The organism is Bradyrhizobium sp. JR4.1, from assembly GCF_040548605.1.
Classification (GTDB): Bacteria; Pseudomonadota; Alphaproteobacteria; order Rhizobiales; family Xanthobacteraceae; genus Bradyrhizobium; species Bradyrhizobium canariense.
Genome location: NZ_JBEPRY010000020.1, coordinates 98,552 through 121,738 on the forward strand (window position 1 = coordinate 98,552; position 23,187 = coordinate 121,738).

A 23,187-nucleotide genomic window follows, 5' to 3' on the forward strand; every position below is an offset into this window, starting at 1 on the left:
ATAGATCGTGCGCGCATCAGGCTCGAAATCGGTCGGGACGCCGATAAGTCCGTCATTCCGAATTCTTTTTGAATTTGTCCCTAAGCCAATCCTGGTGATCGGGATGGCCCCAGCGCCAGAGGAGTTCGCCGTCCTGGGTGACCCTGACTCTGGGCCCGTTGAGCAGCTCGGCGACGGGATTCACGGGACAAAGCAGACGAAAGGGATGCTTGACCAGCGACGCCTCATCAAGCACGGGGTCGAGCCCCATCGCCTCGCCCAGATTGAACGGCGCGTTGCAGAGCCTTCTTTCGTAGCCCCTGGCGCGTACCTTAACGACGCGGTCCGCACCAGCCGCCCTGCTGCGGCGCTCGGCCATGATATCGATCCCGAGGATGGGGTGACCCGCGCGGACGAGCACCATGCTGCCCTGACCTTCTTCCTCGCAAACGATGTCGAGGCCCCACATGTCGCGGCTGCCATGGATGCGAGCAGTCCCGTGGGGCATCAGGTTCTTGGCCCCCTTGTTGCGGCGCGAGCGGTTCTCGGGATGAAGGTGGGAGGCACGGTCGTTCCCTCCACCGTAGGCCTCGACATCGATCAGCATGATCGCGGTCTCGGCACCTCGGTTGTCGTGGTGCAGCACGCATCCGATCAGTCGCGGTGCCACCTCGGCGGCGGGCGGGGCGAAAAAGTCCGCATCGACCTCGACGTACTTCCTTCCGAAAAGATCGACGACGCGCAACGAAAGTACGGCATCTCGGCACAGAGCGTGACGCATCTGCTATTCGTCTTCACCGGCAACGCCCCGGAAAAGATGCTGACGACCGCTCTGCAAAATTATTCCGGCTTGATCGGCCAATGGGGGATCGGCCTCCACGTGAATGACCACGGAAAGTTCATAGCTGCGGTCTACGACAAGGTGATCGCCGATGCCAACAACGTCTGAAGCGATAGCGGCCGACATCGCGGAAGCGGCCACCGCCGGATTTCGCGGAAGTCTCGTTGCGCGGGGCCAGGCGCGCGCGATCATCTGGCGCGACGGAGCCCTGCCTCCGGACGCCCCGGCATTCGCCCCGCAACTCAGCTACGATCTGCATTCCTACGGATACGCGCTTCTCGGACTCGGACTTCGCTTGCTGGAGCTCGGCGGCGACGCGACGCAAGCTAGAACGGCTTTCGAACAAGCCGCGACCGCGCTCGAGTCGGTGATCGCCAAGGGCAATCGCGGCGAGGTCGACCGCGACTTTCATTTCGTCATGGCCGCGGCGAGCTATCATCTCGCGCATTATTCGGCGCGCGCCTATTCGCTGTTGGCCATCGTCGAAGCCGACGAGAACTTCTCTCCGACGGAGCGGGTGCTCGCCCAACTCATGCGTCGGAATTTCCGCGGTTTCCGCCGTACCGCGCTTGACTATTGGGCCTCCGGAGAGGGCAGCGATGAGCACATCATCCACGCCATCCAGGGGGCGACGGAAGCCGTCGACCGAGCCGGAGGCGAGGATTTTCTATTCGACGGTCTCGATGCCGCGCTGACGGACGGGTTCATGGCGGCGATGTCCTTGTTCGCGCAGGCGTGGAGCGCGGAGAGCGCGGTCTGCTCGACCATGCCTTGGAACGGCTCCGGACCGGCCTGACGATATGCGGCGAGTTGAACATGCTGCCGCAATGGTGGACCCACCGCGTCGCCGTCCATCTCATCGGAGATCTGTGGTCGAACACCTTCCACGAACGGTTGCCACGGCAGCCGGCCGGCGGAGAAGCCGCGGACTGGCCGCGCCTTCGCGAGCTCTTCATCGCGCTGCTGCAGAGCCGTCAGAGAGCGGAAGTGGACCTCTGGCCTTCCCAGGTCGACGCGGCGTCGCGTGCCGTGGATTAGACCGACAATTTGGTCGTTTCGCTGCCAACCAGCGCCGGCAAGACCGGGATAGCGGAGCTCTGCATCCTGCGCTGTCTCGCCGGCGGCAAGCGGGTGGTCTTCGTCACCCCGTTGCGCGCTTTGTCGGCGCAGACGGAAACGAGTGCACCTTCGGTCCTCTTGGCAAGACGATATCTGCTCTTTACGGCAGCATCGGCGTTAGCGGCTTCGACGAGGACGCCATCCGGGAGCGCGATATAGTCGTGGCGACGCCGGAGAAGCTCGACTTCGCCCTTCGCAACGAACCATCCCTTCTCGACGATGTCGGCCTTCTCGTCTTCGACGAGGGGCACATGATCGGCCTGGAGGAGCGCGAGGTCCGCTACGAAGTGCAGATCCAGCGGCTGCTCCGCCGCTCCGACGCGGCGACGCGGTGGATCGTGTGTCTGTCGGCCATTTTGCCTGAGGGCGACAACTCGACGATTTCGCGGCCTGGCTGCGGCGGGACCAGTCGGGCGGCGTGATCAAGAACGATTGGCGACCGACCCGATTGCGGTTCGGAGAGGTCGTCTGGTCGAAATCGTCGTCCTCGGCGCATTTGAACCTGCGCGTCGGCGACGAACGACCATGGGTCCGGCGGTTCATCGTCGGAGCGGCCCCGCCGAACTGAGTGCGGCCGAAGCGCGAGCGCAAGATCCCGTTTCCTCGCGACCAGAAGGAGCTTTGCCTCGCTGCGGCATGGCGCCTGGTCGAGGACAAGCAGACCGTTCTCGTCTTCTGCCCGCAGCGCCGAAGCGTCGAACCTTTCGCCGACGTCATCGTCGATCTGCACGAACGCGGCTCGCTTCGCTCTCTGCTCGAAGCCGACCCTGCCGTGCTTAGGACGGCGATCGCGCTGGGCGAAGAGTGGCTCGGATCCGACAGTGCGATCCTCAAGTGCCTCCGCATCGGGGTCGCGCTGCATCACGGCGCGCTGCCGACCGCCTACCGCAAGGAGATCGAGCGTCTGCTGCGCGAAAAAGTCCTCAAGGTCACCATCTCGTCGCCGACACTTGCCCAAGGGCTGAATCTGTCCGCGACAGCCGTGATCATGCGTTCCCTGCATCGCTCCGGCGAGTTGATCAAGACGTCCGAGTTCAAGAACGTCATCGGACGCGCCGGGCGGGCCTACGTCGACGTCGAAGGCATCGTGCTGTTTCCCATGTACGACGAAGCCGCGAAGAAGCAGAGGAGCTGGGAAGCGCTGATCGGCGATCTCAGCGCGCAACATGGAGAGCGGGCTGATCCAGTTGATCGCGGCTCTGCTGAACCGAATGCACGCCCGCATCGGCGGCGACATCAACCCATTAATCGAGTATGTCGTCAACAATGCGACAGCGTGGACGTTTCCCGAGATCGCCAATGAAAGCGCAGACGTACGCGAGAGGGCTTTGGAGGACTGGGAACGCCATGTCGCGACGTTGGACACGGCAATCCTGAGCCTGATCGGCGAGGCCGACGTGCCGGACGCCGGGATCGAGGCTGCGCTCGACGACATCCTGCAATCTTCCCTCTGGCATCGTCGGCTGCAACGTCGCGACGGCGCGATCCAGCACGCGTTGAAGGCGGGGCTGGTCTCGCGCAGCCGGCTCATATGGAAAAATTCGACCGCGACACGAGGTCGGGGGTACTTCCTCGCCGGGGTAGGTCTGCCGGACATTCGCTCGACGCCATCGCGGCGGAGGCGAACCCGCTCCTGGTCCGGGCCAACGCGGCCGTCGCGCGGGCGACGCCGACGCGGCGATCAAGGCCATCACGCGCATCGGCGAGCTCGCCTTTGCGTTCCAGCCGTTCATCAATTCGCGGCTCGCGGCGATCAAGGCGGTCGGCGACACCGGCGCGACCTTCGAGAGCGGTCAGGAGCTACGGCAGTGGCTGGCTTCGAAGGATGTCGACGCGCGAAGCGCGCTCGGCGATTGGCCGACCGTTGAGACCCATGCGATGTGGATCCAGTTCCTGCAGAGCTTCAAGCGCAGCGACAACCGCACGTGGGCGGATCGGCGGTACTGGGCGAACGTAGCCTGGCTCGGCGTTGCGCCACCGCCGGCACTCACGTCCAAATCCACGAATTCTCCGGACAGGCACGCGTGCTCGCAGCGGACGGCGCGCCGCTCGGCACGTTCAAAGGGGGCGTCAATCCCGAAAGGATCGGTTTGGCGCGAGCGCAGGTGTCGCTTGAGGCGGGAAGGATCGACATTTCGTATCTTGGTCCAGAGGACTTCCTTTCTGCTGGGCCCCCGTAGCGCCGACCACTCGTCAAGGAGCGCCGTGGCCGGGAGCAGATACGCTCTCGACGCGGCAGGTCGCCGTCGCTCCACATCCGCTCGTTCCAGCTTTCGCAAAGAAGTCTGTCGGCCTGCTGGATCATCGCCTCACCTTTGGCCCTCATCTCCACCGATTGGGCAGCCAGGATGTTGGCCATCGCGCGTGCCTTGCCGAGCTCGTTCGCCAGAGCCTTAACGGTGACGTCGACACCCGCCGAGACGAGGTGTACGGCGGTGACGTGTCGGAAGCTGTGCGGCGTCACATGCTTAGTCCGCAACGTTGGCGTGGTTTCGGCCGCCGCCTTCACATGGGCCGCAAGCTTGAACCGAACGTCGGATGCGCTGAGCGGCTCGCCATAGCGGTTGACGAACAACCGCTGGTCCAATGCACGCGGCTGTCGCTCCAGCAGCGTTTTCAGCAACAGCACGGTTTCCGGCCATAGTGGGCAGATGCGTTCCTTGCGGCCCTTGCCGGTAAGACGAACGCAACTTTGGCTATCGAACCGGATCGCAACGGGACACAGATCGAGAGCCTCCTGTATCCGTGCCCCGCTGTTGTAGAGGAACGAGAGCAGTGCGTGATCGCGTATGCTTTCGAGTGTGGAGCGGTTTGGCTGGGCAAGGATCGCTGCTACCTCCGCCGGGGCCAGATAACAGGGGTCTGACACCGGAGCCGCTTGACCGGGATGTGAAGGATTTCCACGCACTGAGCGATCGATGCGGGGTTCTTGGTTGCGACGAAGTTGAAGAAGCTGCGGATCGCGGCAAGCCCGGGGTGCGGTTTGCCGCGCTCACCTTGTGCGTCACCCATAGTCAGCTCCTTTGGTTGCTAAGTTTCTCAGACATCAACCCGCCCTTGATCTCGTCGAGAAGAATGCTAGTGTGGCTGGCCGATCCAGGTACAAAGGTAGTCCATGTGAACCAATCGCTCCTCCCTCTTCAGAGCTGGCGATTGTGGAAAGGCTTGCTGTGGCCTTTGCTCCGCCGGGCAATAGGGATCGCGCGCAAGCATGGTCGTGCCGCCCGTCATGTGCCGACGATACAGATATGACCTGGCCACGCATCCCCCGCCGCATTTGGCGAGCAACGAGCACCCGCTGCATCCCTCGACTATGTCCGGATTTGCATTGCGCTGCCTGAACACGCGAAATTGCGGGCTGGAAATGATCTCCGACAGCTCATTCGTCAGCAGATCGAATTCCGATTTGTAGTCATGTAGATAGACGCAAGGACTCACATGGACCTTGCCGTCTGGCGAGATCGAGTGGATTCTGAATGACGTTCGTCCGCAAGGACATCGCCGAGCCTCCGAGGTGTTGGTCACCGCCGCGATGGGAGGTTCGCCCAGGTCCACGGGATCGCACAACTCCATCAGCCGGGCGAAACCGGCATAGTACATGCTCGGCGGAAGCGCGATCCTCATATGCGCGGGCTCGGTCGGCTTGATCGGGTTGATCCGGACGTTGGCGTCGTGCGATTTCGCTAACTTGGCGAGTGCTTCAATGTGCCCGATGGAGAAGTTCCAGTTCATCGCCGCCATGATGCAAGTCCGCGAGATGCCCTCGCGGCGGCAGATATCGAGCGCCTCCACAGCTTGCCGAAAGATGCTAGCTCCCCGATTTTCATTGTGTTCGTCTTCGAACGGCGAGTCGAACGAGATGTCGCAATCGTTCAACAGACGAAATTCCCGATAGTGATCCTTGTACAACCGCACCAACGATATGCCGCTGGTCGTGAGGCCCACCAGGATGTCCTCGTCCGCGAGCCTCCTGATGATGTAGGGCAGCAAGGTCGCCTTGGGGTTCAACCCATTGGTGAAGAGCGGTTCATTTCCGCCGAGATTGACCGTTTCAACGCCGTGCTTCTTCAATTGATCGACGATCCGATCGATCATCTCGACGGTAAGGTCGCTCCCCTTCTCCCTAGCATTCATGCTGTAGCAGTGCGTACAGCGATATGGACAATCGTTCCCCAGCGTCCAGCCGATATTCTTGATCGCAACCTCGCACTCGGGCAGGTCGCCGAACTCCTGCACCGGGCCCACGTTGAGCTTATAATGTTCGAGCCGGTCGAAGCTGATCGCGAATGGCTTTGACATTTTGAGCCTTCTCATCCGAAGAAAGGATTGGCGTCGGCGTCATACACCAGCCCGGCCGACGCGTAGGCGTGGTCAACCCGTGTCGCCAGCGTCTGGTATTTGATCTTGTTCCCTGCGACCTGAGCGTCAACAAGGCCATCGACGTCATGCTCACCCGACTCAACGGCGTCCAGGAGGAGTTCCATGAAGGCGAGGTCGTGCCGCCGCAGTTCGGTCGCAAGCGCGTGGAATTCGACCAGTTCCTCGTCCTCGAGTGCCTTTGGCGCGCTGATGGCGTCGATCGCTTTGTCGTAAAGGCGAAGATGGCTCTTGTGCCAGCGCTTTAGGCCCGTATAGGCCTGAACCACGTCTTCGTCGGCCAGACGATAGTTTCGGTTGCCAGTCCCATCGTCGTTGGCGTCGATCAGATTTCGTTTTCGCAGCAGCCTCGCGAACGGCGTTCCTTCGGCCGCATACATCTCGGAGAAAATTCCCTTGCTGATCGTCCAAACGTAGTCCGACATGCGACGGTGATTTTCCCGCAACTCTTCCATCGTCGTGCCGTGATCAAAGAGAATGTGCCCGGCTTGCACGTAGATGGCGTGTTTCTTGAAGACATCAAGTGCTTGCAGGTTTTGATCAACGCTTGCACTCTTCGCCATCCTCTTCAATGCGGATTCCGAATAATTCTCAATACCGCACGAAAACGCGAAGAAGCCGGCTCGCTTGAGCTGCCTAATTGCCTCGTCGGTCACGCGATCCGCTCTGATCGAACCTCGCAGGCGCACGCGCAGGCCTCGCGATTGAATATCGTCGGCAAGTTCACGGCACCACAGCTCGTCTCGAGGCGGCTCAATAAGGCTGTCGTCGATGACTTTGAAACACGTCGCCCCGAGGCGGCTAACCTGCTCCAGCTCGTCGACGAAGTTTTCGATCGAACGCTGCCTCCAATGCGAACCATCCGATACTTTCGCAAAGGCAACGATCGAGCAGAACGTGCAGTGGGCTGCGCAGCCGCGTGACGAAAGCACGGGCACAGCGCTCCGCCGCTCAAGTGAGGCGCGGATCGTGTCGCGGCTAGGAAAAGGTATGGCGTCAAGGTTCGCGACCGCTGGCCTGCGCCCGCTACGAACGATCTTGCCGTCGTGTTTGTAGCTGATACCTGAAATGTCGGAGAGGTCCAGTTTACCGAATGCGAAGTGCTCGCTCAACTCGCAGACAGTTTCTTCGGCCTCGCCGAGGACCACGACGTCGAACCCAGCGTTCAGGAACTCATCCGGGTGAAAGGTCGGCCCGTAGCCGCCGGCGATCGTCGGGGTTTGTAGACCACGCTGACGAAGCAGCTGCATGACTTCGATTGCCCGAGCCATATTGGATCGGTAGCAGGAAAATCCGATCCACAGCGGAACCGGCAGCAGGGCTATCGAATCTACGATCTCGTCACTCGTCAGACCGCCCAGCCAACCGTCGATGATTTGGACATTCGCCCCCTTGCTTCTGAGAATACTCGCCAGGTAACCGAGCCCCAAATTTTCCTCGGCGGTACGGTGCGTGATGGGCGCTGGCGTAGCCAGAACTATCGGCGGAATACCGCGTAAGGGTAAGACTGCCTCGCGCAACGCGAACCTCTCGGTATTGCTTGTGAGCTAGTTCGCGGTGCGGGTTACTTCATAATCGCTTCGGCCTCTGCACGAAACGCGTGGCGCGAGCCATCTCGTGAATAGAACATGTGGCCGCCTGGATAGACTACGAGTTTGACGCGCGGTGCTGAGGCAAATGGCGGCAATTGGTCGAGCACGATCTGTGATCCGAAATAAGGGGTGACGAGGTCAAACAGGCCGTGCCCGACTAGCAATTTCATCTTCGGGTCCGCTGCGAGAATCTGGCGCAGCTCCGACAGCGACTCCGGAGGCCCGCGGCCGTAATCCCAAGCCTGCCCGACCGCGTCGTTGACTAGCTCATAGGAGCCGTCCGGCCGCCAGTTTAGCTTGCGCGTAAGGAGATCGACAGTGGCGCTGGTCAGAGGTGCGAGCAGCGTGTCGCTCGACGGATCGTCGGAATGATGGAAATCCGAGTCCGGATACGGATCGAGGCCACGCACTGAAGCGTCATAATTGCCGATTAACTTGCCGTTCTTACGATCGAACTCACGGCCAAACGCGGCGGGGTCGAAGCGGCCCGCGAGCCTGCGACTCACCGCCTGATCGATGCCGGTCAGCGCCGCGACCTTGTCGGCCAGACGCGTGGTCGCTTCCTTGTCCGCCTGACCTTTGATGAGGTCGGTCAGAAACTCTCCGCGTGCATAAGCTTCCACGTCGGCGAGATCGGCTCGCTTTACCGGGCCCTCGGCTTCACGCAGGGTCGCGACATAGCTCGGCAGTGTTGCGATGTATTGCAGCAGGCCAGTGCGGGCGTAGTCGAAGATTGGCGAGACCATTATCAGGCCCTTGACGCCTATGCCCTGCTGCATCTGCAACTGGTGCACAACCTTTGGCCCACGAATGCCCCCATAGCTTTCACCCACGATGTATTTCGGCGACAACAGCCGGTCATGCTTTTCGAGCCAGCGACGGACCACCAGCGCGAGGGCGTTGACGTCGCCGTTAACGGAAAAGAGCCGCTTGCGCACATCATTGCCGGTCCCCACGAAACGGCTATAGCCTGTGCCCACGGGGTCGATAAACACCAAATCGGTGAAATCGAGCCAAGTCTCCGCGTTTGGCCTCACCTCCGGAAAAGTGGATGGCGTGACCTCGTCTGCATTGATCGGCAGCCGCCACGGTCCGGCATTGCCGAACTGCAGCCAAGCCGATGATGAGCCCGGTCCTCCGTTGAAGAAGAACGTTACCGGGCGCGTGCCGCGATCGGTGCCGTCAAGCTGATAGGAGGTATAGACGATGTCGGCGTCCGGCTCGCCCTTCTTGTCGAACAGGCGGATGGAGCCGGCCGTCGCGGTGAAAGAGAGCGTCCGCCCAGGGAGATCAAGCGTTTGCCTGGTGCTGGAGTCCGGCGGCAGGCGATGCTGCTCGGCCGCCGACGGCGTACTCGGCGCTTGGCCGGCGCGTTCGCCGGGGCCGGCGTTCTGGCCGGCTGGCGTTGTGGCATTGGCGGGCGGCGGCGGCGGATTGTCTGCCCGCACGCTCCCCATGATCCCGCAGGCAAAAAGGATCAACGCAAGAGAGGTGCTGCGCAGTGCGGTCGACGACATAGAGGTTCTCCTGTGCAGGGCTTGCACTGTTGGTGCGCAAGGCGTGTCTGTCAAAACGACCTAGTCACTAGCTCATGCGTGGAAACAACAAACCTACTAGAGTCAGTAGTTGTCACCGTCGGCGGGTGCAGATTATATGCCCCCACCATCGCCAATCGCCCCCGATTGGCGGCTTGACCGCTGATCAGCTCAACGCGCTCGGCCTTCACGGCATGGCCAAGGCCTTCGTCGACATCGGAAGTCCTGCTCGATGTCGCGGGAACTGCTTCAGTTTTTGAGGGATCTCCGACAGCGATTTCTCAAAGTTCTGGAAATACGCGTCTCGCGATGATGAATACTGGACCAAGTCGCGAAGTTCGAAGACCCGTGGAAGCTCCCGTCGTACACGTTTATCCTCCGCCACACCAAAGGGCGGCGACCAGAGCGAAAATCGCGGCGCCCGCAAAACCCTTAGTGACTGCTGACTTAGGCTTGCTCTGATTGTAGGTGATTCAACAGATCGGCCAGGTCGTCGGCGTCTTCCAGGGGAAGGCCATTTTGGGCGACGTCATTGATTAGCGCAGCAAAACCAGTGCGGATGTCGTAGGCCGTCCAGCCATTCGTCTCGGATCGAATATCGTATCGTACAGTCATTCCTCATCATGAGACGCGACATGGTTGTTTTCAAAATCCATGTTTGAGGGTTCAATCGAGTCGAGCGGAACTGTTCGAGCCGGATCAAGAATCTGACAGGCCGTTTCGATCGCTTCCAGATGGCGGTGGTCTTGTCGGGGAAGGGACTTGACGTTTGCCGTGGTTGGGAGTGCATCGCCGTGGTAGAGCCGCCCCCAGAGAGGGCTCTTCCAGCCGGCGAGGTCTCCTCGTGACAAACGAATAGTTTATTCCTGATTGGTACCTCGCATGTCGGGAAGTCGACCTGTGCGCATCGCATCGGCCTGGCCACCGGCTTGCCAGTGATTTCGACCGACATGTTAGGGCGTCATCCAGGGCGACCTTGGACCGGCGTGCCTGACGCCGTAGTAGAATTCTATCGTCGTCTATCGAATGACACGATCCATTGGTTCCCCGCGGGTGCATCATGAGAATATGCGGCCAATCATTCGGGAGAAGATCAGAGCGCAACGCCAAATGGGAGATGGTTTTCTATTTGAAAGTGCTGCGCTTCGCCCTGAATACCTAGCTGACTGGGAGATCGGCGATGCTCTGGTTGTGTGTTCCACGTTGAAGATCCCGTCCTGCGCGAGCGTATCGTGCATGGGAGCCGGTATTCGGAGCAAGGCGAACAAGTGAAAGCCGCAATAGAGAAGTTCGTGGAACGCTCGCTGCGCGAAAACACAGCCTTGGCTGAAGCTGCCAAGGCGCACGGCGTACCGCGAATTGACGTCACTAAACCCGAAAACGCCGATCCTTCAACTAAGGAGTTGGTGTCGCGTCTTGTCGGCTCGTCGGACCCATCTTGAGGTACGAGTCAACTGATGCCATTAGCCGGAGAAAACTGCATGCGCATGTACCACCAGGTGGACGCTTTCGCAGAGGGACTTTTCGCCGGCAATCCCGCAGCCGTTCTCGTTCCTTGACGGATGGCGAAGCTCCAATTGGTCGTCCGACAAGCACCATTTCAGCCTGCTCTTCCGATGAGAGTTCCATGCTACCGCATATCTGCTCTGCTCATTGCATGTCGGCTGTGGCGAGGCGTTGCCTTATTGGTATCGAAGCCCGTCTCTAGGGGCAGGACGGCATGGAACAGGAATTACGAGCGACGGTTGAGCGGGCGATTGTCGCGGCGGTTCGCGTTCACGAACCGCCTCGCTGCTCATCAATCATAGACGCGTCGTCGACACGCGGCGCATGCGGGAGTTGGCGCAGCCCTTGGCGGGTGATCTTCCTCCCTTCGCCTTCATGCAGGCCCCGCAGCCATCGCTCCGGCCCCACCCAAGAGCTTCACGTTGAGGCGGCCGCCGGTGAACAGCATGTCGTCGAGCGCTTCCTCGATGTCAGCTGTGGTCACTGAGTTTCCGCCGTCACGAGCGATGCATGATTGCGCAATGCGTCGCATCAGCTCCTTAATGAAAGCGGCGCTGACGCCCTCAGTGCGGCGCACCGTCTCGGCTACGATCTCCGCCTCAAGCGGCAGGCCCATGCCGTAAAGCCGGATCAGCTTGTCGCGGCCAGTCGTATCAGGCAGCGGCATCTCGATCGCCTGGTCGATGCGGCCGGGGCGACCGGCCAGGGCGCCCTCGAGTTGCTCGGGGCGGTTGGTGGTGAGCACAAAGAGGATGTCAGCGTCTTCCTTCAAGCCGTCCATTTCATTTAGGAGCTTGTTCAGCGCGGCCTCCTCACATGATGTCAAGTCGTCGCGCTTGCTGGCGATCAGATCGACATCCTCGATCACCACCATGGTAGGCTGCAGCAGGCGCGCGAGCGCCATATAGGCGCTCAGCTCACCGACCTCTTCGGCGGTGATGATTAGCGTGGTGTGTCCCGGTAAGTTGGTGGCGAGATAGCGGATGGTGTGGGTCTTACCGGTGCCGGGCGGGCCATAGAGCAGGATGCCCTTGCGGGTCGACTGGCCGAATCGGCGGAGTGCGCCACGCGTGGCGACAAAACTCAACACGTTGCGATCGAGCAATTTGATAGCCTGTTCCCGCAGGACCACGTCCTCGCGCCTCACTGGTGCCAATCGATGCACCATGATGCCTCTTGAGCGGCCGCTGTAATCCGCACCTTTCTCGAATGAGAGAATCTTGCCGCGATAAGAACGTGCCGCGTGTACCGCCCGTTCCAGTTCGTCAAAGCTGCGCTGAACAAAGGCTTCGCCGCCAGACCCCGCAGGGGCAACGATTTCAATCCGGATCCTCGGCTCTTGCTTGAACTCGAACTCAGTAGAGAGCACGACGGCATAGAAAAATTCGCTCGCCCGGCAAAGCCACAGTCCATTGTACAGGCATTTGACCGGCGCCGTCTCGCCAGTATCAACCTGGTGATATTGCGGTGGCACCAGCGAAATCGCATTCTGTCCACGCTTTTTCATCCGAGCGAATGAAAGCGTCTCGTACCTATGTTCTGCATAGGCGCCGAAGAAGCGGACCGGATCGGCGAATAGCTTATCGACCGCGACCTGAACATCGGCCTGCATGTGGCCCGGGAATTGCCGCACAGTTGTGGCGAGTTCGCTCGGCGGTATATTGGTGAAGTGCCACTCAAGCGCTTCGTAGGCATATTCGAATTGCACGTCGGACAGGTCGGAGCCGTCCGGTTCGCCCGCGGCTTCGCCCGCGATCAGCAGGGGACATCCTTCAGCTCGGATACGCTCTTGCGCCGCCTCGAGGAGCGCCTTTGCGACTGAGGGAGGATAGCGTCCGCAGACGGCCTTGCCATGCTGCAAGACGAGTTTGGCGAGCGCAATGGCATCCCGCTCCTGTTTGTCGAATACCTCGCGCAGCAGGCGTACCACGAAACCGAGAGTCGTCTTGCCGTCATTGTGCAAAAGAAGCTGAGTGGGCGCACCGCCTGCGCAGATATTGTCCACAAAGACCCCCGGTGCGTGTTCTAGTTGTTCGGCAGTGTTCGTCATGTGGTTTCCGATCTAAGCTCATCACCGGACTCTTCGGCCGGCTTAGACACGTTATGCAAATTGCTTGCCGCCGCGTTCCTTACGCTTCATCGGCTGAATCCATAAAGAAGACACGCAAAGCCGCCGCAATCCCTCGAAGACCTTTGTCAGCAACCCTACACGCGCCGCAAAGCCAACAGGCGCGATCTCGGACAATGTCAAGCTCGGGCGCGCTGGCATGCGACTTGCCAATTCCTATGCAACGACCCAGGCAAAAAGGATAGCCATGATCAATCTGACGGATAGCGCAATGAATGCGCTCAAGAGCTCGATCTCGGCTTCGGCGCAGCCGACGAGCGGCCTGCGCATCATGGTCGAGGCCGGTGGCTGCGACGCGTTCAAATACCGGATGAGCCTGGCCGACGAGGCTAAGCCTGACGGCACCGTGATCGAGCGCGACGGCGTCAAGGTGATTGTCGTCGACAATAAGGGCCCGTCCATAAACAACTGAGTCATAATTGCCACAGATCGCGAGGATTATTTGCGCAGGATTCACAATGATGAGTCGCGCGACAGCGTCGTGGGATGATTCGAGCCGCTCAGGCGCGCGCCGCGCGGAAGCGCTATCGGGAGATGGCCCCTGTTCTGAATGAACAGAGCCTCCGGCGCTTTGTCGCCCTGGAGGCGAAAGCGCTGGGACACGGCGTGGTAAGCTTGATGTCCGGCATCAGCGGATTGGCGCGCTCGACGATTTATCACGGACTTTCTGACATTCGCGACAACGTGGCGGTTCCGGCTGGACGTGTCCGTAAGGCGGCCGGCGGGCACAAGAAGAAGTCGCCCCGGGATCCAACCCTCGCGGCCGATCTCAAGCGCCTGGTCGACCGATGACGCAGGGCGATCCGATGCAGCCATTGTTGTGGACGACCCGCAGCCTGCGGTGACCGAGCTGGTGAAGGAGCGTCATAAGGTTTGTCCGACGGTTGTCAGCGAGCTTCTGCGCGGCATGGCTACAGCCTGCAAGCGAACAACAAGACACGAGAAGGCGGCCAGCACATCGATCGCGACGCGCAGTTTCAATACACAACACGCAGGCCACGACGTTCCTGGTGGCGAACGAACCGGTCATATCGGTCGACACGAAGAAGAAGGAATTGGTAGGCAATTTCAAGAACAACGGCCGGGAATGGCGTCGCCAAGGCAGGCCTGAGCTCGTCAACATTCATGACTTTATCGATCCCAAGCTAAGCCGCGCCGTGCGGTACGGCGTGTACGACATCACCAATAATGTCGGCTGGGTCAGCGTCGGCACGGACCACGACACCGCCAGTTTCGCGGTCAATGCGATCCGCCGATGGTGGCCGGACGATGCGGAAGAAGCGTCATCCGACAGCCAAACACCTGATGATCACGGCCGACGGCGCCGGCAGCAACGGGTCTCGTGTACGGCTGTGGAAGGTCGAGCTTCAAAAACTGGCGGACGAGTTCAAGTTGCCGATCACGGTTCCTGCCGCCCGGCACCAGCAAGTGGAACAAGATCGAGCATCGTCTCTTCTTCTTCATCACCATCAACGCGGGGAAAGCCACTGCGTAGCTATCGCACGATCGTCCAGCTGATCGCCGCGATGACAACACATGCCGGCCTCAAGGTGTGCGCCGAGCTGGACGAATAGAAATATCCCCAAGGCGTCAACGTTTCCGATCTCCAGATGGCTGCCCTCAACAATGCACTAGCCAACCCCACCGTGCCGAACGGGAGTCCGCCCCGGCGGGATCGGTTGAATTCGATGCAGATCATAGTCCTACGCTCGAACTGCTCGTGGACGCGAATGGCGCCGTTGCTGGCGCCAGCGGGCTGCGCCGGCAGAAGCATGATCGCTGGACCGTGCGCGCCGAGGCGGTCGTAATTGCGACCGGCGGCTGTGCGCTCCTTAGCAAGATCCTGGGATCGAATGTTCTGACCGGCGATGGCTCATCTGATGGCCGTGCAGGTCGGCGCTGAATTCAGCAGCATGAAGTTCTCCAATCCATATGTAATCTCGCCGGCCAAGACGCTGTTCTGCGGTTGGGCGACATTCACTTATGAAGACGGCAGCGTTGTCCCCGGTGCGGCGTCGAAGGGCGGGCGCTTGGCCATCGCCCACGCGCTGCTCGAGGGTGCGATCTATGCGCGGCTCGACAAGGCTGACGATGACGTACAGCGTCAGATGCGCGCGTCGCAGCCGAACTTTTTCCTGCCGTTCGATCGTACCGGTATCGACCCGTTTAGGGATCGTTTTCCAAATCGTGCTTAGGCTCGAAGGCACCGTCCGAGGCACCGGCAGCTTTGCATCTTGACGACAGTTGTGCGACCAACGTACCAGGGCTCGCCGCAGGCGGCGCAGCGACGCGCGAGTTGATCTGCGGCGGTTTTACCAGTGGGGCAGCCACAATGCCGCTTGGGCCGTATCGTCGGGAAGCTGGGCGGGGAGGGCGCTGCCGATTACGCCAGGCAGCTTGGTACGACCACCAAGCGAAAGCTGTCGTCTGCGGGCACCGTCGTCCTTCGTAGTCGGTCGCCGCGCGCGTTCGCACCAGCGGCGCTCGCTAGAGCGGTTCAGGACGAGGTCTTTCCATATGAATTGAATTACCTCTGGGATGCGTCACGCCTGGATCGAGCACTGGCGCGCCTCGACGTCGCATGGTTCGGCGTTTCGCAGGCGGATGCGGCGAACGCAGCCGATGTGTTGCGGGATCGCGACGCACGGCCATGCTGGCGACCGCCAGGTGGATCTATCGGAGCGCGCTGGGCGTGAAGGATGTCTAACAGTGTCATTACGTGACGACAGGCGGTCTGGACGATGTCTGGACCTCGGTCCGGCCCCACGCTAAGCAAGCCTATGCGGAGCCGCGGAATGATCGAGGTCGTCGATCGAGGTCATCGATCTTGAGCGCTGCACATCGTGTGACATCCGTGTCAACGTGTGCCCGACCAACGTCTTTGACAAGACGGACGGAATTCCGGTCAGTGCCCGCCAGGAGGACTGCCAAACCTGCTTTCTTTGCGAGCTTTGTTATCCCGAAGATGCGCTCTGGGTCTTGCCCTTTGACGATGAGACCCAGCCCATCGAAGTCGCCGCGCTCAAGCGAACGGCGGCGATGGGCAGCTATCGCCGAGCTGTCGGTTGGACCGAGGAGACGCGGGATCACCGCGGCATCGACCAGAGCTACCTGCTCTTTGGTCAATGAGCGGCGGTGCCTGCCGGGCCCTATAGGCTGCGGAATCTTTGCCGCGGGGAATCAATAACTTGATTGATCATTTCATTTCGCATCCCAAACATTCTCGCCGCTACTGATGCAGCCAACGGCGCCACGACTGACACGAGTCGCAGACCTATATCCTTGAGCGCCAGATAGCGCTAGAGTAGTGACTTTCGGAGCCGCTGGGAAAAACTCGGCGGCTGTTCCTTAAGATGCATGCGCTCGCGCGCGTTCGCGGGCTTCGCGGCGATGCTGGCGACGTTCGCGTCGCAGCTTGCCTGGCTCCATTGGCTGCGGCAACGCTGGAACTGGCGGGCCTGCCGTTTCCATTGAGGCCTTCTCAAATGCGTGGTGTTCGCTTCGGCGCGCCTCCATGGATTCGAGCACGGCTCGTCCTTTGACAGTGATCCTCCAGCCGCCTTTTTGACGCTCAATGAGGCCGTCCGAAAAAATGTCGAGCCCCGGCACGCGCGCGCCCAGCCGCTTGGTGCGCTCGGCCCATTCCGGGCCGCTGGTGGCGAGGATGGCCATGTCGCGCTTGAGGTCCGCCATTACCGCGAATCCTTCCGGGTAACTCACCAGGATCTTCAAAACCGTCACCTGCATATTCACCCCGCACCTCGCCCGATCAACGCCACATGATCGGCGCTTGTGTCAGGGCTTTCCGGCCTATCTGCCGCAGCTCGTCCGGTGTCGTTTCGCCGGTCTTTGCGGCTTCGAGGATCTTGCAGGCCACGTGGGTGCGAGCGCCGGTCTCGTCCCGAGGTAGGTTTTCGCAGACCTCGTCGAGTACCGCTCGCAATAGAGCGGTTGTCGCTTGTTCAAACATGGTACGCCCCTCTGAAAGCCCGATCCTAGCGCAAGTGTTTCCATTTTGGGATTCACGAATGTTAACTGATGAACTTTGCCGCACTGCACACGACCAGCGCCTGCGCCAGCAGCGCGGTTCCCAATCCGCACATTACAGCTCGCGGAGACCTGTCTCGTTCGCGCGATGAACGTGGGTCGCCCGGCGAGCCCATTCCTTGCTTTGGCCGCCCAGCGTGTCACGATCAGATCGACACCGGTGTTAGGGTGACGGAGATAGTGCCGAGCACTCCAAACTGCAGAGCCACGTTAGTCGTCGTCTCGACGAACTGCGGAACAAGGCCAGGAAGAAGGCGGCTGTTTTCGGATTCCGCGCCTCAACGACGATGCCTTCGCGCAACGCGCGGCGGGCGCCGGTCGTCCGGACTTGGGTCGGTGCGGAAGCGCTGGCTTTCCTCCAGGTCTTGATGCCGAGCAGATGAGGTAGAAGGCGCCGGCTATCTTCAGCGCCGTGAATGCTTCGGCGCCCGCCATCACCGCGGCCGAGATGCCGACCGCGGCAGCGAGCACGTGCACCGGACCACCAAGACCCAAGCCGACGCTGGACGCCAAGTCCTCGCTCCGGCCGCTTTGGTCGAGCGATCGGTAACGGAAGGTGCCACCCGAATGTCCTCTGCACTGGCGCGTAAAGCCATAGGACGGGTTGATGCCGCATCCTGCATGCGTGCCTGACACCATCGCCCTGCACTGGGCCGCTCGGTTTGCTGTCGCCCGCGATTAAAGAACGGACGACTTAGATACCGACAACGAAACCTTGTCCCGCGTCGAGGCGGTTGTCGGTTCCAAACCAATGTTGTCGTGTTGCCGACGTGAGACAATGCGAATAATCAGCAATTTTCAGTTTGGCGCGTTGCTTGCTTTGTTCGCGCGGTCGGCGTCGATCGCTTGCGAAGGCATCGTGCATGGTTTGGCAACACTAAGCGAAGGCGAGGAGAGGCTATGTCGCGAACTGAGATAGAGCGATTTATCAACGATCTAGGGAAAAAGGGCAATCTGCTCGAAAACGCAAAACCGAGTGCTACAGGCCTTGCATCAATTGTAGCGGTCGGAAAAAGCCACGGCTACAATTTTACCCTTGATGAAGCGAAGAGTTACATCCGGTGTCGAAGCCGACAGGAGTTGATTAGTAAGCAGCTCGATGCGACTGCCGGCGCCAAACCTGATTCGAGTGTTGCGATCTCGACCGGCGTTGTGCAGGCCGCTGGGTTGGCCAGGCCCGCTGCGGAGGTGCCTGTGAGCGGCGTACAGGTCGCGAAAGCGCACTCTAGCTTCGCCTCGGCAGTCCAGCCCGTCGCTGTTGTTCTGGTTGTTGTTGTTGCGGTCGTGGCCTGACATGCCTTTCGCTCTGACCGTATGGCTCGTGCTCAAGGAGACGAGAAGGGCGACGAGAACATGAAAGCAGGCCTCGTCCGGGGTGAGATCATTGCCATTAGGTTATAAGCTGCTGCTTCAAGGTTTATCCCTAACGTGATGACGCGCGCTGCCACCGAACACTACCGACAGAGTTTTGACCGTCGCCCCCCCGAGCAACTGCGCACGCTGTCGCACGTCAAGCGGTTCATGGAGCGGTTAGCCGGTGACATCGAGTTCCGCAAGGCGCTTTCGGAGAATGCCCCTCGTACGGTAATAGAGCGCTACGGCATCGAAGTTGACCCAATGGAAATATTGCCGCTCTGGCACGGAGACTACCAAGAATACCGCTTCAAGCCGGAGTCTACCCAGTGGCCGCTGGCCACGATGTGGGACGAGCATCTGCGCGAGATGTTGCGCCATCGCGACCTCCTGCGCGACGAAGGCGAAATGTCGACGATTCACCCTCGTTTCCATGCTTGGCGCGAGCGCCAAATCCGGCGCTGCAACGACGAATTGGGTGCAGCGGCGCTGTCGGTCACGTACCCGATCATCGCTTTCGAGTTGAGCGAAGGCTGCACCGTTGGTTGCTGGTTCTGCGGCCTCTCTGCGGGCCGATTCAAAGGCTATTACGATTACAGCAAAGAGCAGGCAGAGCGTTGGCGTGGCGTAGTCGGCGTCGCGAGCGAGATGTTTGGTTCGGCAGCCCGTACTGGCTTCTGCTACTGGGCTACAGATCCTATGGACAACCCACACTACGATCGCTTTCTGTTCGACTACTATCGGATCACGGGCGCATTGCCGCAGACAACCACCGCTGCGCCGCTTAGGGATCAGGCACTCACCAGACGCGTGCTCAGACTGTTCAACCTGTATGGCACCACGCCGAATCGTTTCTCCGTGCTGAGCAACGCACATCTCAATCAGATTCATATGACGTTTTCGCCAGAGGAGCTGCTAGCGGTCGAACTCATCTTGCAGGGCAAGGAGGCGCCGACCGCAAAGGCTTTCGCCGGACGCGCGCGCGAGCGGAAGGGGAAGCTCAGGTCCGCCATCAAAGATGATGCAATTGGGTTGCTGGAACGCGATCATACCACGATCGCGTGTGTTTCCGGCTTCCTCGTAAATATGCAGCAGGGACGTTTGCAACTGGTGACGCCGGTACCGGGGAGCGAACGCTGGCCTCTCGGTTACCGCATCTTGGGTGAACGTTTCTTCAGGACGCCTGACGACTTCGGGGAGGGACTGCAGAGCATGATCGACCAGTATATGCTCGAGAGCCCAGCCCCCGACCTGCCGATCCGCTTCCGCAGAGACCTGCAATACAAAGCAGGGAACGGGTACTTCCAGCTCCGCGCCGGCAACATGGAACACCGGGTGCCCGACGACGTCGCTCCGATTTCCGTTGGCGATCTCATCGCGTTCGGCAACTGCACAGCTTCGGAGCTGATTAGGCGGGTCACGACTGACGGAACGAGCGTATTTGCAGTCGCTGATTTGCTCGATCGGTTGTACGCGGCCGGGGTAATCGAAGACGACCTCGACGACCGCTTTGCCTGGCAGACCAGCAATTGGACGAAGAGCCGCATCGAAGCTGCCAAATACGCAGGCTGCCGCACGGACATAGATCATGCCGATTCGCACTGAGGTACTAGGACAGTATCTAAGAGCTGCGGCATCTTACCATCTCGCAGTGTGGAGTGGGGTGGCAGGCCGTTTTGCATCCACCGTCCACCGCTTCATGGCGCGCACAACCGACGTGACCGCAGAACTTGTTCTTGGCGTGCCGGGCTCCCCTAGGCGGCTCGAACTCATTCGGTCTACCATCTGCCTGAGCTCCGCCGGATGGGCTTTGGTAGCTCCACGCTGGACTCGACCGAAGGACTTCCGCGCTCGCGGCTTCGAGCCAAGTCCTCATTTTTTGCGCATCGGCGAGTACAACTGGAACGCTGAACGCTCTTCGTCAAGAACGGCTCGACCCGACCTGACCCTTGGCGTGGCGCCGCTTAATGTCGGGAGCGGAGCGGTGTCGGCTCATTCACCGCTCGGCTCTAGCACCCTCCCCCTGGACTTGCGCGTTCACGCTTTCCAGTCTCCAGGCAAATGAACGTGACACGGAAGATGGCTCGAAGCGCGCTGCCTATGGCATTCGCTGAATTAGGTTGACTTCATGTTCACGGCTCCAATCACGGAGTCGCGCAGAAGTTCGCATTGCCGTCCAGCGCATGAGCCTGTGGCCGGGCGAACGCGCCTAGCCTACATCACCACAAATAATGTGGCATCACATGAGTATCGATGTGCCAATCGTCTTAGTCAACATGCCTATGTCGGCAGTCGAAAGACCGTCGTTGGCGCTTGGTCTCCTGAAGTCAGCGCTGACCCAGGCTGGGCTGCAAGCCACGATAGCATATCCCAACATCTGGTTTTTAGAATACATAGGCATTGCCGAGTATGGGTTTCTTGAGAGTTGCCCGCCAGAGGAGGCGCTGGTTGATTGGCTGTTCGCGGGCGTCGCTTTTCCCGACTTCGAGCCTGAAGAAAGCGCCTTCCTGGATCTTTATTTCGAGCGCAACCCGATACACGCAGGCAAATCTTTGGCCGAGCGTCGCGCGAATTTCCTCAGGCTGCGCTCGGTAATCGGCGGGTTTATTGATTGGGCGGCTGACAAGATATTGGACCAGCGGCCGGCCATGGTCGGGTGCAGCTCGACCTTCACCCAGCATGTTCCCTCGCTGGCGTTGCTGCGCCGACTGAGCGAGCGCTCACCGGATCTTGTCACTCTCATGGGGGGCGCAAACTGCGAGTCGGTAATGGGGCGGAGCACTCACATGCGTTTCCCATGGGTCGACTATGTCGTGTCGGGCGAGGCCGACTTGCTGATCGGCCCGCTGTGTTGGGACATCCTTAATCGCGGCAGAGACATTCCGCCTGCTGACCTGCCATTTGGCGTTTTCGGTCCGGCGCATCGCGAGGCCGGTTATCCCGCGGCGTCGACGCGCGACTTAGTGCCCCGCGCAGTGATCGAGAACATGGGTGACCTGCCGCTGCCCGATTTCTCGGACTATTTTGCCGAGCTCAACGCGTCGCTCTACGCCGACCGCATCCATGCCGGGCTGCCGATGGAGTTCTCTCGAGGCTGCTGGTGGGGCGAGCGGAGCCACTGCACGTTTTGTGGGCTGAACGGCGGATCGATGACCTATCGCCAGAAACCCGCGAGGCAGGCCGCAGAAGAGATGATTGAGATGTCGGCGCGCTACGGTTCGTCGCGCATCGAAGCGGTGGACAATATTCTGGCCACTGACTACCTAAAAAAGGCGCTGCCTCGCCTCACCGGGCTACCCGAGAAGCTCGCGATCTTCTTTGAGGTCAAAGCCAACCTGAAGCGCCACGAAGTGGAGAAGCTGGCTGCCTCCGGCGTCCGCTGGATCCAACCGGGTATTGAGAGCCTGGATACTCGTGTTTTGAAGCTGATGCGCAAAGGAACGAGCTCAGCGCATAATGTCCAACTCTTGAAGTGGTGCCGTCAGCACGGTGTGCGGGTCAGTTGGAGTTTGCTGTGGGGCTTCCCCGGCGAGAGCGACGCATGGTATGCGGACATGGCTCCTTTGCTACCGCTGCTGCATCATCTACAGCCGGGACCGGCGGTGCGTTTGCGTTACCAGCGCTACAGCCCCTATCACTACGCGGCCGAGAAACATGGATTGAAGCTGCGCCCGACCGTCTCCTATCGCTACGTCTATCCGTTGTCGGAGCGCGATCTGGCGGATCAGGTTTACTACTTCGAAGACAGTGAAGACGACGACGTCGGTGGTCATTTCGCGGCGCTCAACGCTAACCGCCGCCCGGGGCTAAGCGCTGTCGCGAAGGGTATCGATGCCTGGCTGAAAGCCTGGTACGAGCCGAAGTTGTCTATGCTGTCGATGCGGGACAGCGGCGACGAGATCATAGTCGAGGACACGCGAGCCATTGCAGTCGAGCGCGAACACCGGGTCAGGGGCCTCGCCCGGGAAATTCTTCTGGCTGCGGACGAAGGCTCGCCTGAAACCCGCCTGCGCGAACAGCTGAGCGGGACGAATGTAATGCAGGCCGAGATTGACGCTGCGATAGCTGACATGATCGCTCGCAAATTGATTGTGCGGCTGGACGCGCGGCTGGTTGGGCTCGCGCTCTGGCATCCATATACGCCAATCCCTCCGATGACTGCGTTCCCTGGAGGCTATTTCGACCGACGTGCCGCGCCATTGAGTACCTCGTGTGAATGAGGAAAACTGCGGGGGGCCCTCGGAGGGAGACGTTTCCTCTGGGGCGCACGACGAGGTGCCAAGTATGGCGGAGCGGAGATTTCGGGGCTTTGGAAGTATTGTCTCTGTATGTTCCTCCGGACTGGCAGCACGGCGAACAGTGGGCACCGGAAGAGCTCAAGGAGGGAATGCGCTTGCACAACGTGTTTGCCAAGCGTGTAAGAGCCAGAGGCAAGTCGAACCCTGAACCTCCTCCGAATGAGTGAACACCTGTAGTAGGCTCGTTGAGCCCGGAGGTGTCGAATGGAACGTCAACGTCGCTCGTTTACTGAGGAGCACAAGCGCCGGGCCGCCGAACTGGTGGTGTCGCGGTCGCTCGATCGGTTCGGTTTCCTTCGACGCCTCCACAAAAATGGGCAGGCACATAATCGCTATCTTCTGTTCGGGTAGCTGAAGCGAAAGGGCTTGAGCTGCCGCGTCAAGGTAAGGACGTCTGGCAACGACTTCAGCG

The 23,187-nt window shown here is 60.4% G+C and carries 16 protein-coding genes and 4 pseudogenes; 11 read left to right on the top strand and 9 right to left on the bottom strand.

The genetic code is table 11. From position 1 onward, the window contains the following. Nucleotides 1-52 precede the first annotated feature (52 nt). The gene (locus tag ABIB90_RS30565; RefSeq protein WP_354201951.1) at nucleotides 53-760 is read right to left on the bottom strand and encodes a DNA-3-methyladenine glycosylase; all 708 of its coding nucleotides are present in this window, start codon (nucleotides 758-760) and stop codon (nucleotides 53-55) included. Here ABIB90_RS30565 and ABIB90_RS30570 point away from each other — a divergent pair. Further along, complete coding sequence (locus ABIB90_RS30570; RefSeq protein WP_279661193.1) at nucleotides 752-928, top strand: hypothetical protein; 177 nt, start codon at nucleotides 752-754, stop codon at nucleotides 926-928. The two genes, ABIB90_RS30565 and ABIB90_RS30570, sit on opposite strands and share 9 nt — an antisense overlap. Further along, a pseudogene (locus ABIB90_RS41660) lies at nucleotides 912-4,119 on the top strand (DEAD/DEAH box helicase). The gene ABIB90_RS30570 and the pseudogene ABIB90_RS41660 overlap by 17 nt, the downstream one beginning before the upstream one ends. A 278-nt stretch (nucleotides 4,120-4,397) precedes the next feature. Here ABIB90_RS41660 and ABIB90_RS41665 read toward each other — a convergent pair. The 4 genes and pseudogenes from ABIB90_RS41665 to ABIB90_RS30615 form a co-directional block, all read right to left on the bottom strand. Further along, nucleotides 4,398-4,847 (bottom strand): annotated as a pseudogene (locus ABIB90_RS41665) (tyrosine-type recombinase/integrase); the annotation flags it as partial. Between the two features lie 170 nt (nucleotides 4,848-5,017). After that, nucleotides 5,018-6,175, bottom strand: a complete 1,158-nt coding sequence (locus tag ABIB90_RS30605) for a radical SAM/SPASM domain-containing protein (RefSeq protein ID WP_354201958.1) — start codon at nucleotides 6,173-6,175, stop codon at nucleotides 5,018-5,020. Between the two features lie 74 nt (nucleotides 6,176-6,249). Beyond that, the gene (locus tag ABIB90_RS30610; protein WP_279661188.1) at nucleotides 6,250-7,836 is read right to left on the bottom strand and encodes a B12-binding domain-containing radical SAM protein; all 1,587 of its coding nucleotides are present in this window, start codon (nucleotides 7,834-7,836) and stop codon (nucleotides 6,250-6,252) included. Between the two features lie 44 nt (nucleotides 7,837-7,880). Next, the gene (locus ABIB90_RS30615) at nucleotides 7,881-9,425 is read right to left on the bottom strand and encodes a S10 family peptidase (protein ID WP_027520128.1); all 1,545 of its coding nucleotides are present in this window, start codon (nucleotides 9,423-9,425) and stop codon (nucleotides 7,881-7,883) included. Between the two features lie 1,211 nt (nucleotides 9,426-10,636). Between ABIB90_RS30615 and ABIB90_RS30620 the strand changes: the two genes are divergently transcribed. Continuing rightward, nucleotides 10,637-10,885, top strand: coding sequence for a hypothetical protein (locus tag ABIB90_RS30620; RefSeq protein WP_156949085.1), 249 nt, complete (start codon nucleotides 10,637-10,639; stop codon nucleotides 10,883-10,885). A 437-nt stretch (nucleotides 10,886-11,322) separates the two neighbouring features. Here ABIB90_RS30620 and ABIB90_RS30625 read toward each other — a convergent pair whose 3' ends face one another. Then, nucleotides 11,323-12,999, bottom strand: a complete 1,677-nt coding sequence (locus tag ABIB90_RS30625; RefSeq protein ID WP_354201959.1) for an ATP-dependent Clp protease adaptor ClpS — start codon at nucleotides 12,997-12,999, stop codon at nucleotides 11,323-11,325. A 51-nt stretch (nucleotides 13,000-13,050) separates the two neighbouring features. Then, nucleotides 13,051-13,194, bottom strand: coding sequence for a hypothetical protein (locus tag ABIB90_RS30630; protein ID WP_156949087.1), 144 nt, complete (start codon nucleotides 13,192-13,194; stop codon nucleotides 13,051-13,053). Between the two features lie 70 nt (nucleotides 13,195-13,264). On the opposite strand from ABIB90_RS30630, the pseudogene ABIB90_RS30635 reads away from it, so the two are divergent. The 5 genes and pseudogenes from ABIB90_RS30635 to ABIB90_RS30650 form a co-directional block, all read left to right on the top strand. Then, a pseudogene (locus tag ABIB90_RS30635) lies at nucleotides 13,265-13,456 on the top strand (HesB/IscA family protein); the annotation flags it as partial. A 107-nt stretch (nucleotides 13,457-13,563) separates the two neighbouring features. Continuing rightward, nucleotides 13,564-13,869: a hypothetical protein gene (locus tag ABIB90_RS41670; RefSeq protein ID WP_027520131.1), complete on the top strand. Its 306-nt coding sequence runs from the start codon at nucleotides 13,564-13,566 to the stop codon at nucleotides 13,867-13,869. Between the two features lie 81 nt (nucleotides 13,870-13,950). Then, a pseudogene (locus tag ABIB90_RS41675) lies at nucleotides 13,951-14,651 on the top strand (ISAzo13-like element transposase-related protein). A 306-nt stretch (nucleotides 14,652-14,957) separates the two neighbouring features. After that, the gene (locus tag ABIB90_RS30645) at nucleotides 14,958-15,272 is read left to right on the top strand and encodes a hypothetical protein (protein WP_245286323.1); all 315 of its coding nucleotides are present in this window, start codon (nucleotides 14,958-14,960) and stop codon (nucleotides 15,270-15,272) included. Nucleotides 15,273-15,939: 667 nt separating this feature from the next. Continuing rightward, nucleotides 15,940-16,206, top strand: a complete 267-nt coding sequence (locus tag ABIB90_RS30650) for a 4Fe-4S ferredoxin (protein ID WP_245286324.1) — start codon at nucleotides 15,940-15,942, stop codon at nucleotides 16,204-16,206. Between the two features lie 219 nt (nucleotides 16,207-16,425). Here the strand turns inward: ABIB90_RS30650 and ABIB90_RS30655 are convergent, their stop codons facing one another. Next, complete coding sequence (locus ABIB90_RS30655) at nucleotides 16,426-16,830, bottom strand: hypothetical protein (protein WP_027520136.1); 405 nt, start codon at nucleotides 16,828-16,830, stop codon at nucleotides 16,426-16,428. 16 nt (nucleotides 16,831-16,846) lie between these two features. After that, complete coding sequence (locus ABIB90_RS30660; RefSeq protein WP_027520137.1) at nucleotides 16,847-17,047, bottom strand: hypothetical protein; 201 nt, start codon at nucleotides 17,045-17,047, stop codon at nucleotides 16,847-16,849. Between the two features lie 977 nt (nucleotides 17,048-18,024). Between ABIB90_RS30660 and ABIB90_RS30665 the strand changes: the two genes are divergently transcribed. From ABIB90_RS30665 to ABIB90_RS30675, 3 genes are all read left to right on the top strand, one after another. After that, entirely contained in the window at nucleotides 18,025-18,417 is a 393-nt protein-coding gene (locus ABIB90_RS30665) for a Nif11 family protein (RefSeq protein ID WP_027520138.1), read from the top strand. Nucleotides 18,418-18,555: 138 nt separating this feature from the next. Then, nucleotides 18,556-20,082, top strand: a complete 1,527-nt coding sequence (locus ABIB90_RS30670; protein WP_354201960.1) for a radical SAM family RiPP maturation amino acid epimerase — start codon at nucleotides 18,556-18,558, stop codon at nucleotides 20,080-20,082. Nucleotides 20,083-20,720: 638 nt separating this feature from the next. Continuing rightward, complete coding sequence (locus tag ABIB90_RS30675; RefSeq protein ID WP_354201961.1) at nucleotides 20,721-22,697, top strand: RiPP maturation radical SAM C-methyltransferase; 1,977 nt, start codon at nucleotides 20,721-20,723, stop codon at nucleotides 22,695-22,697. Nucleotides 22,698-23,187: the final 490 nt, after the last annotated feature.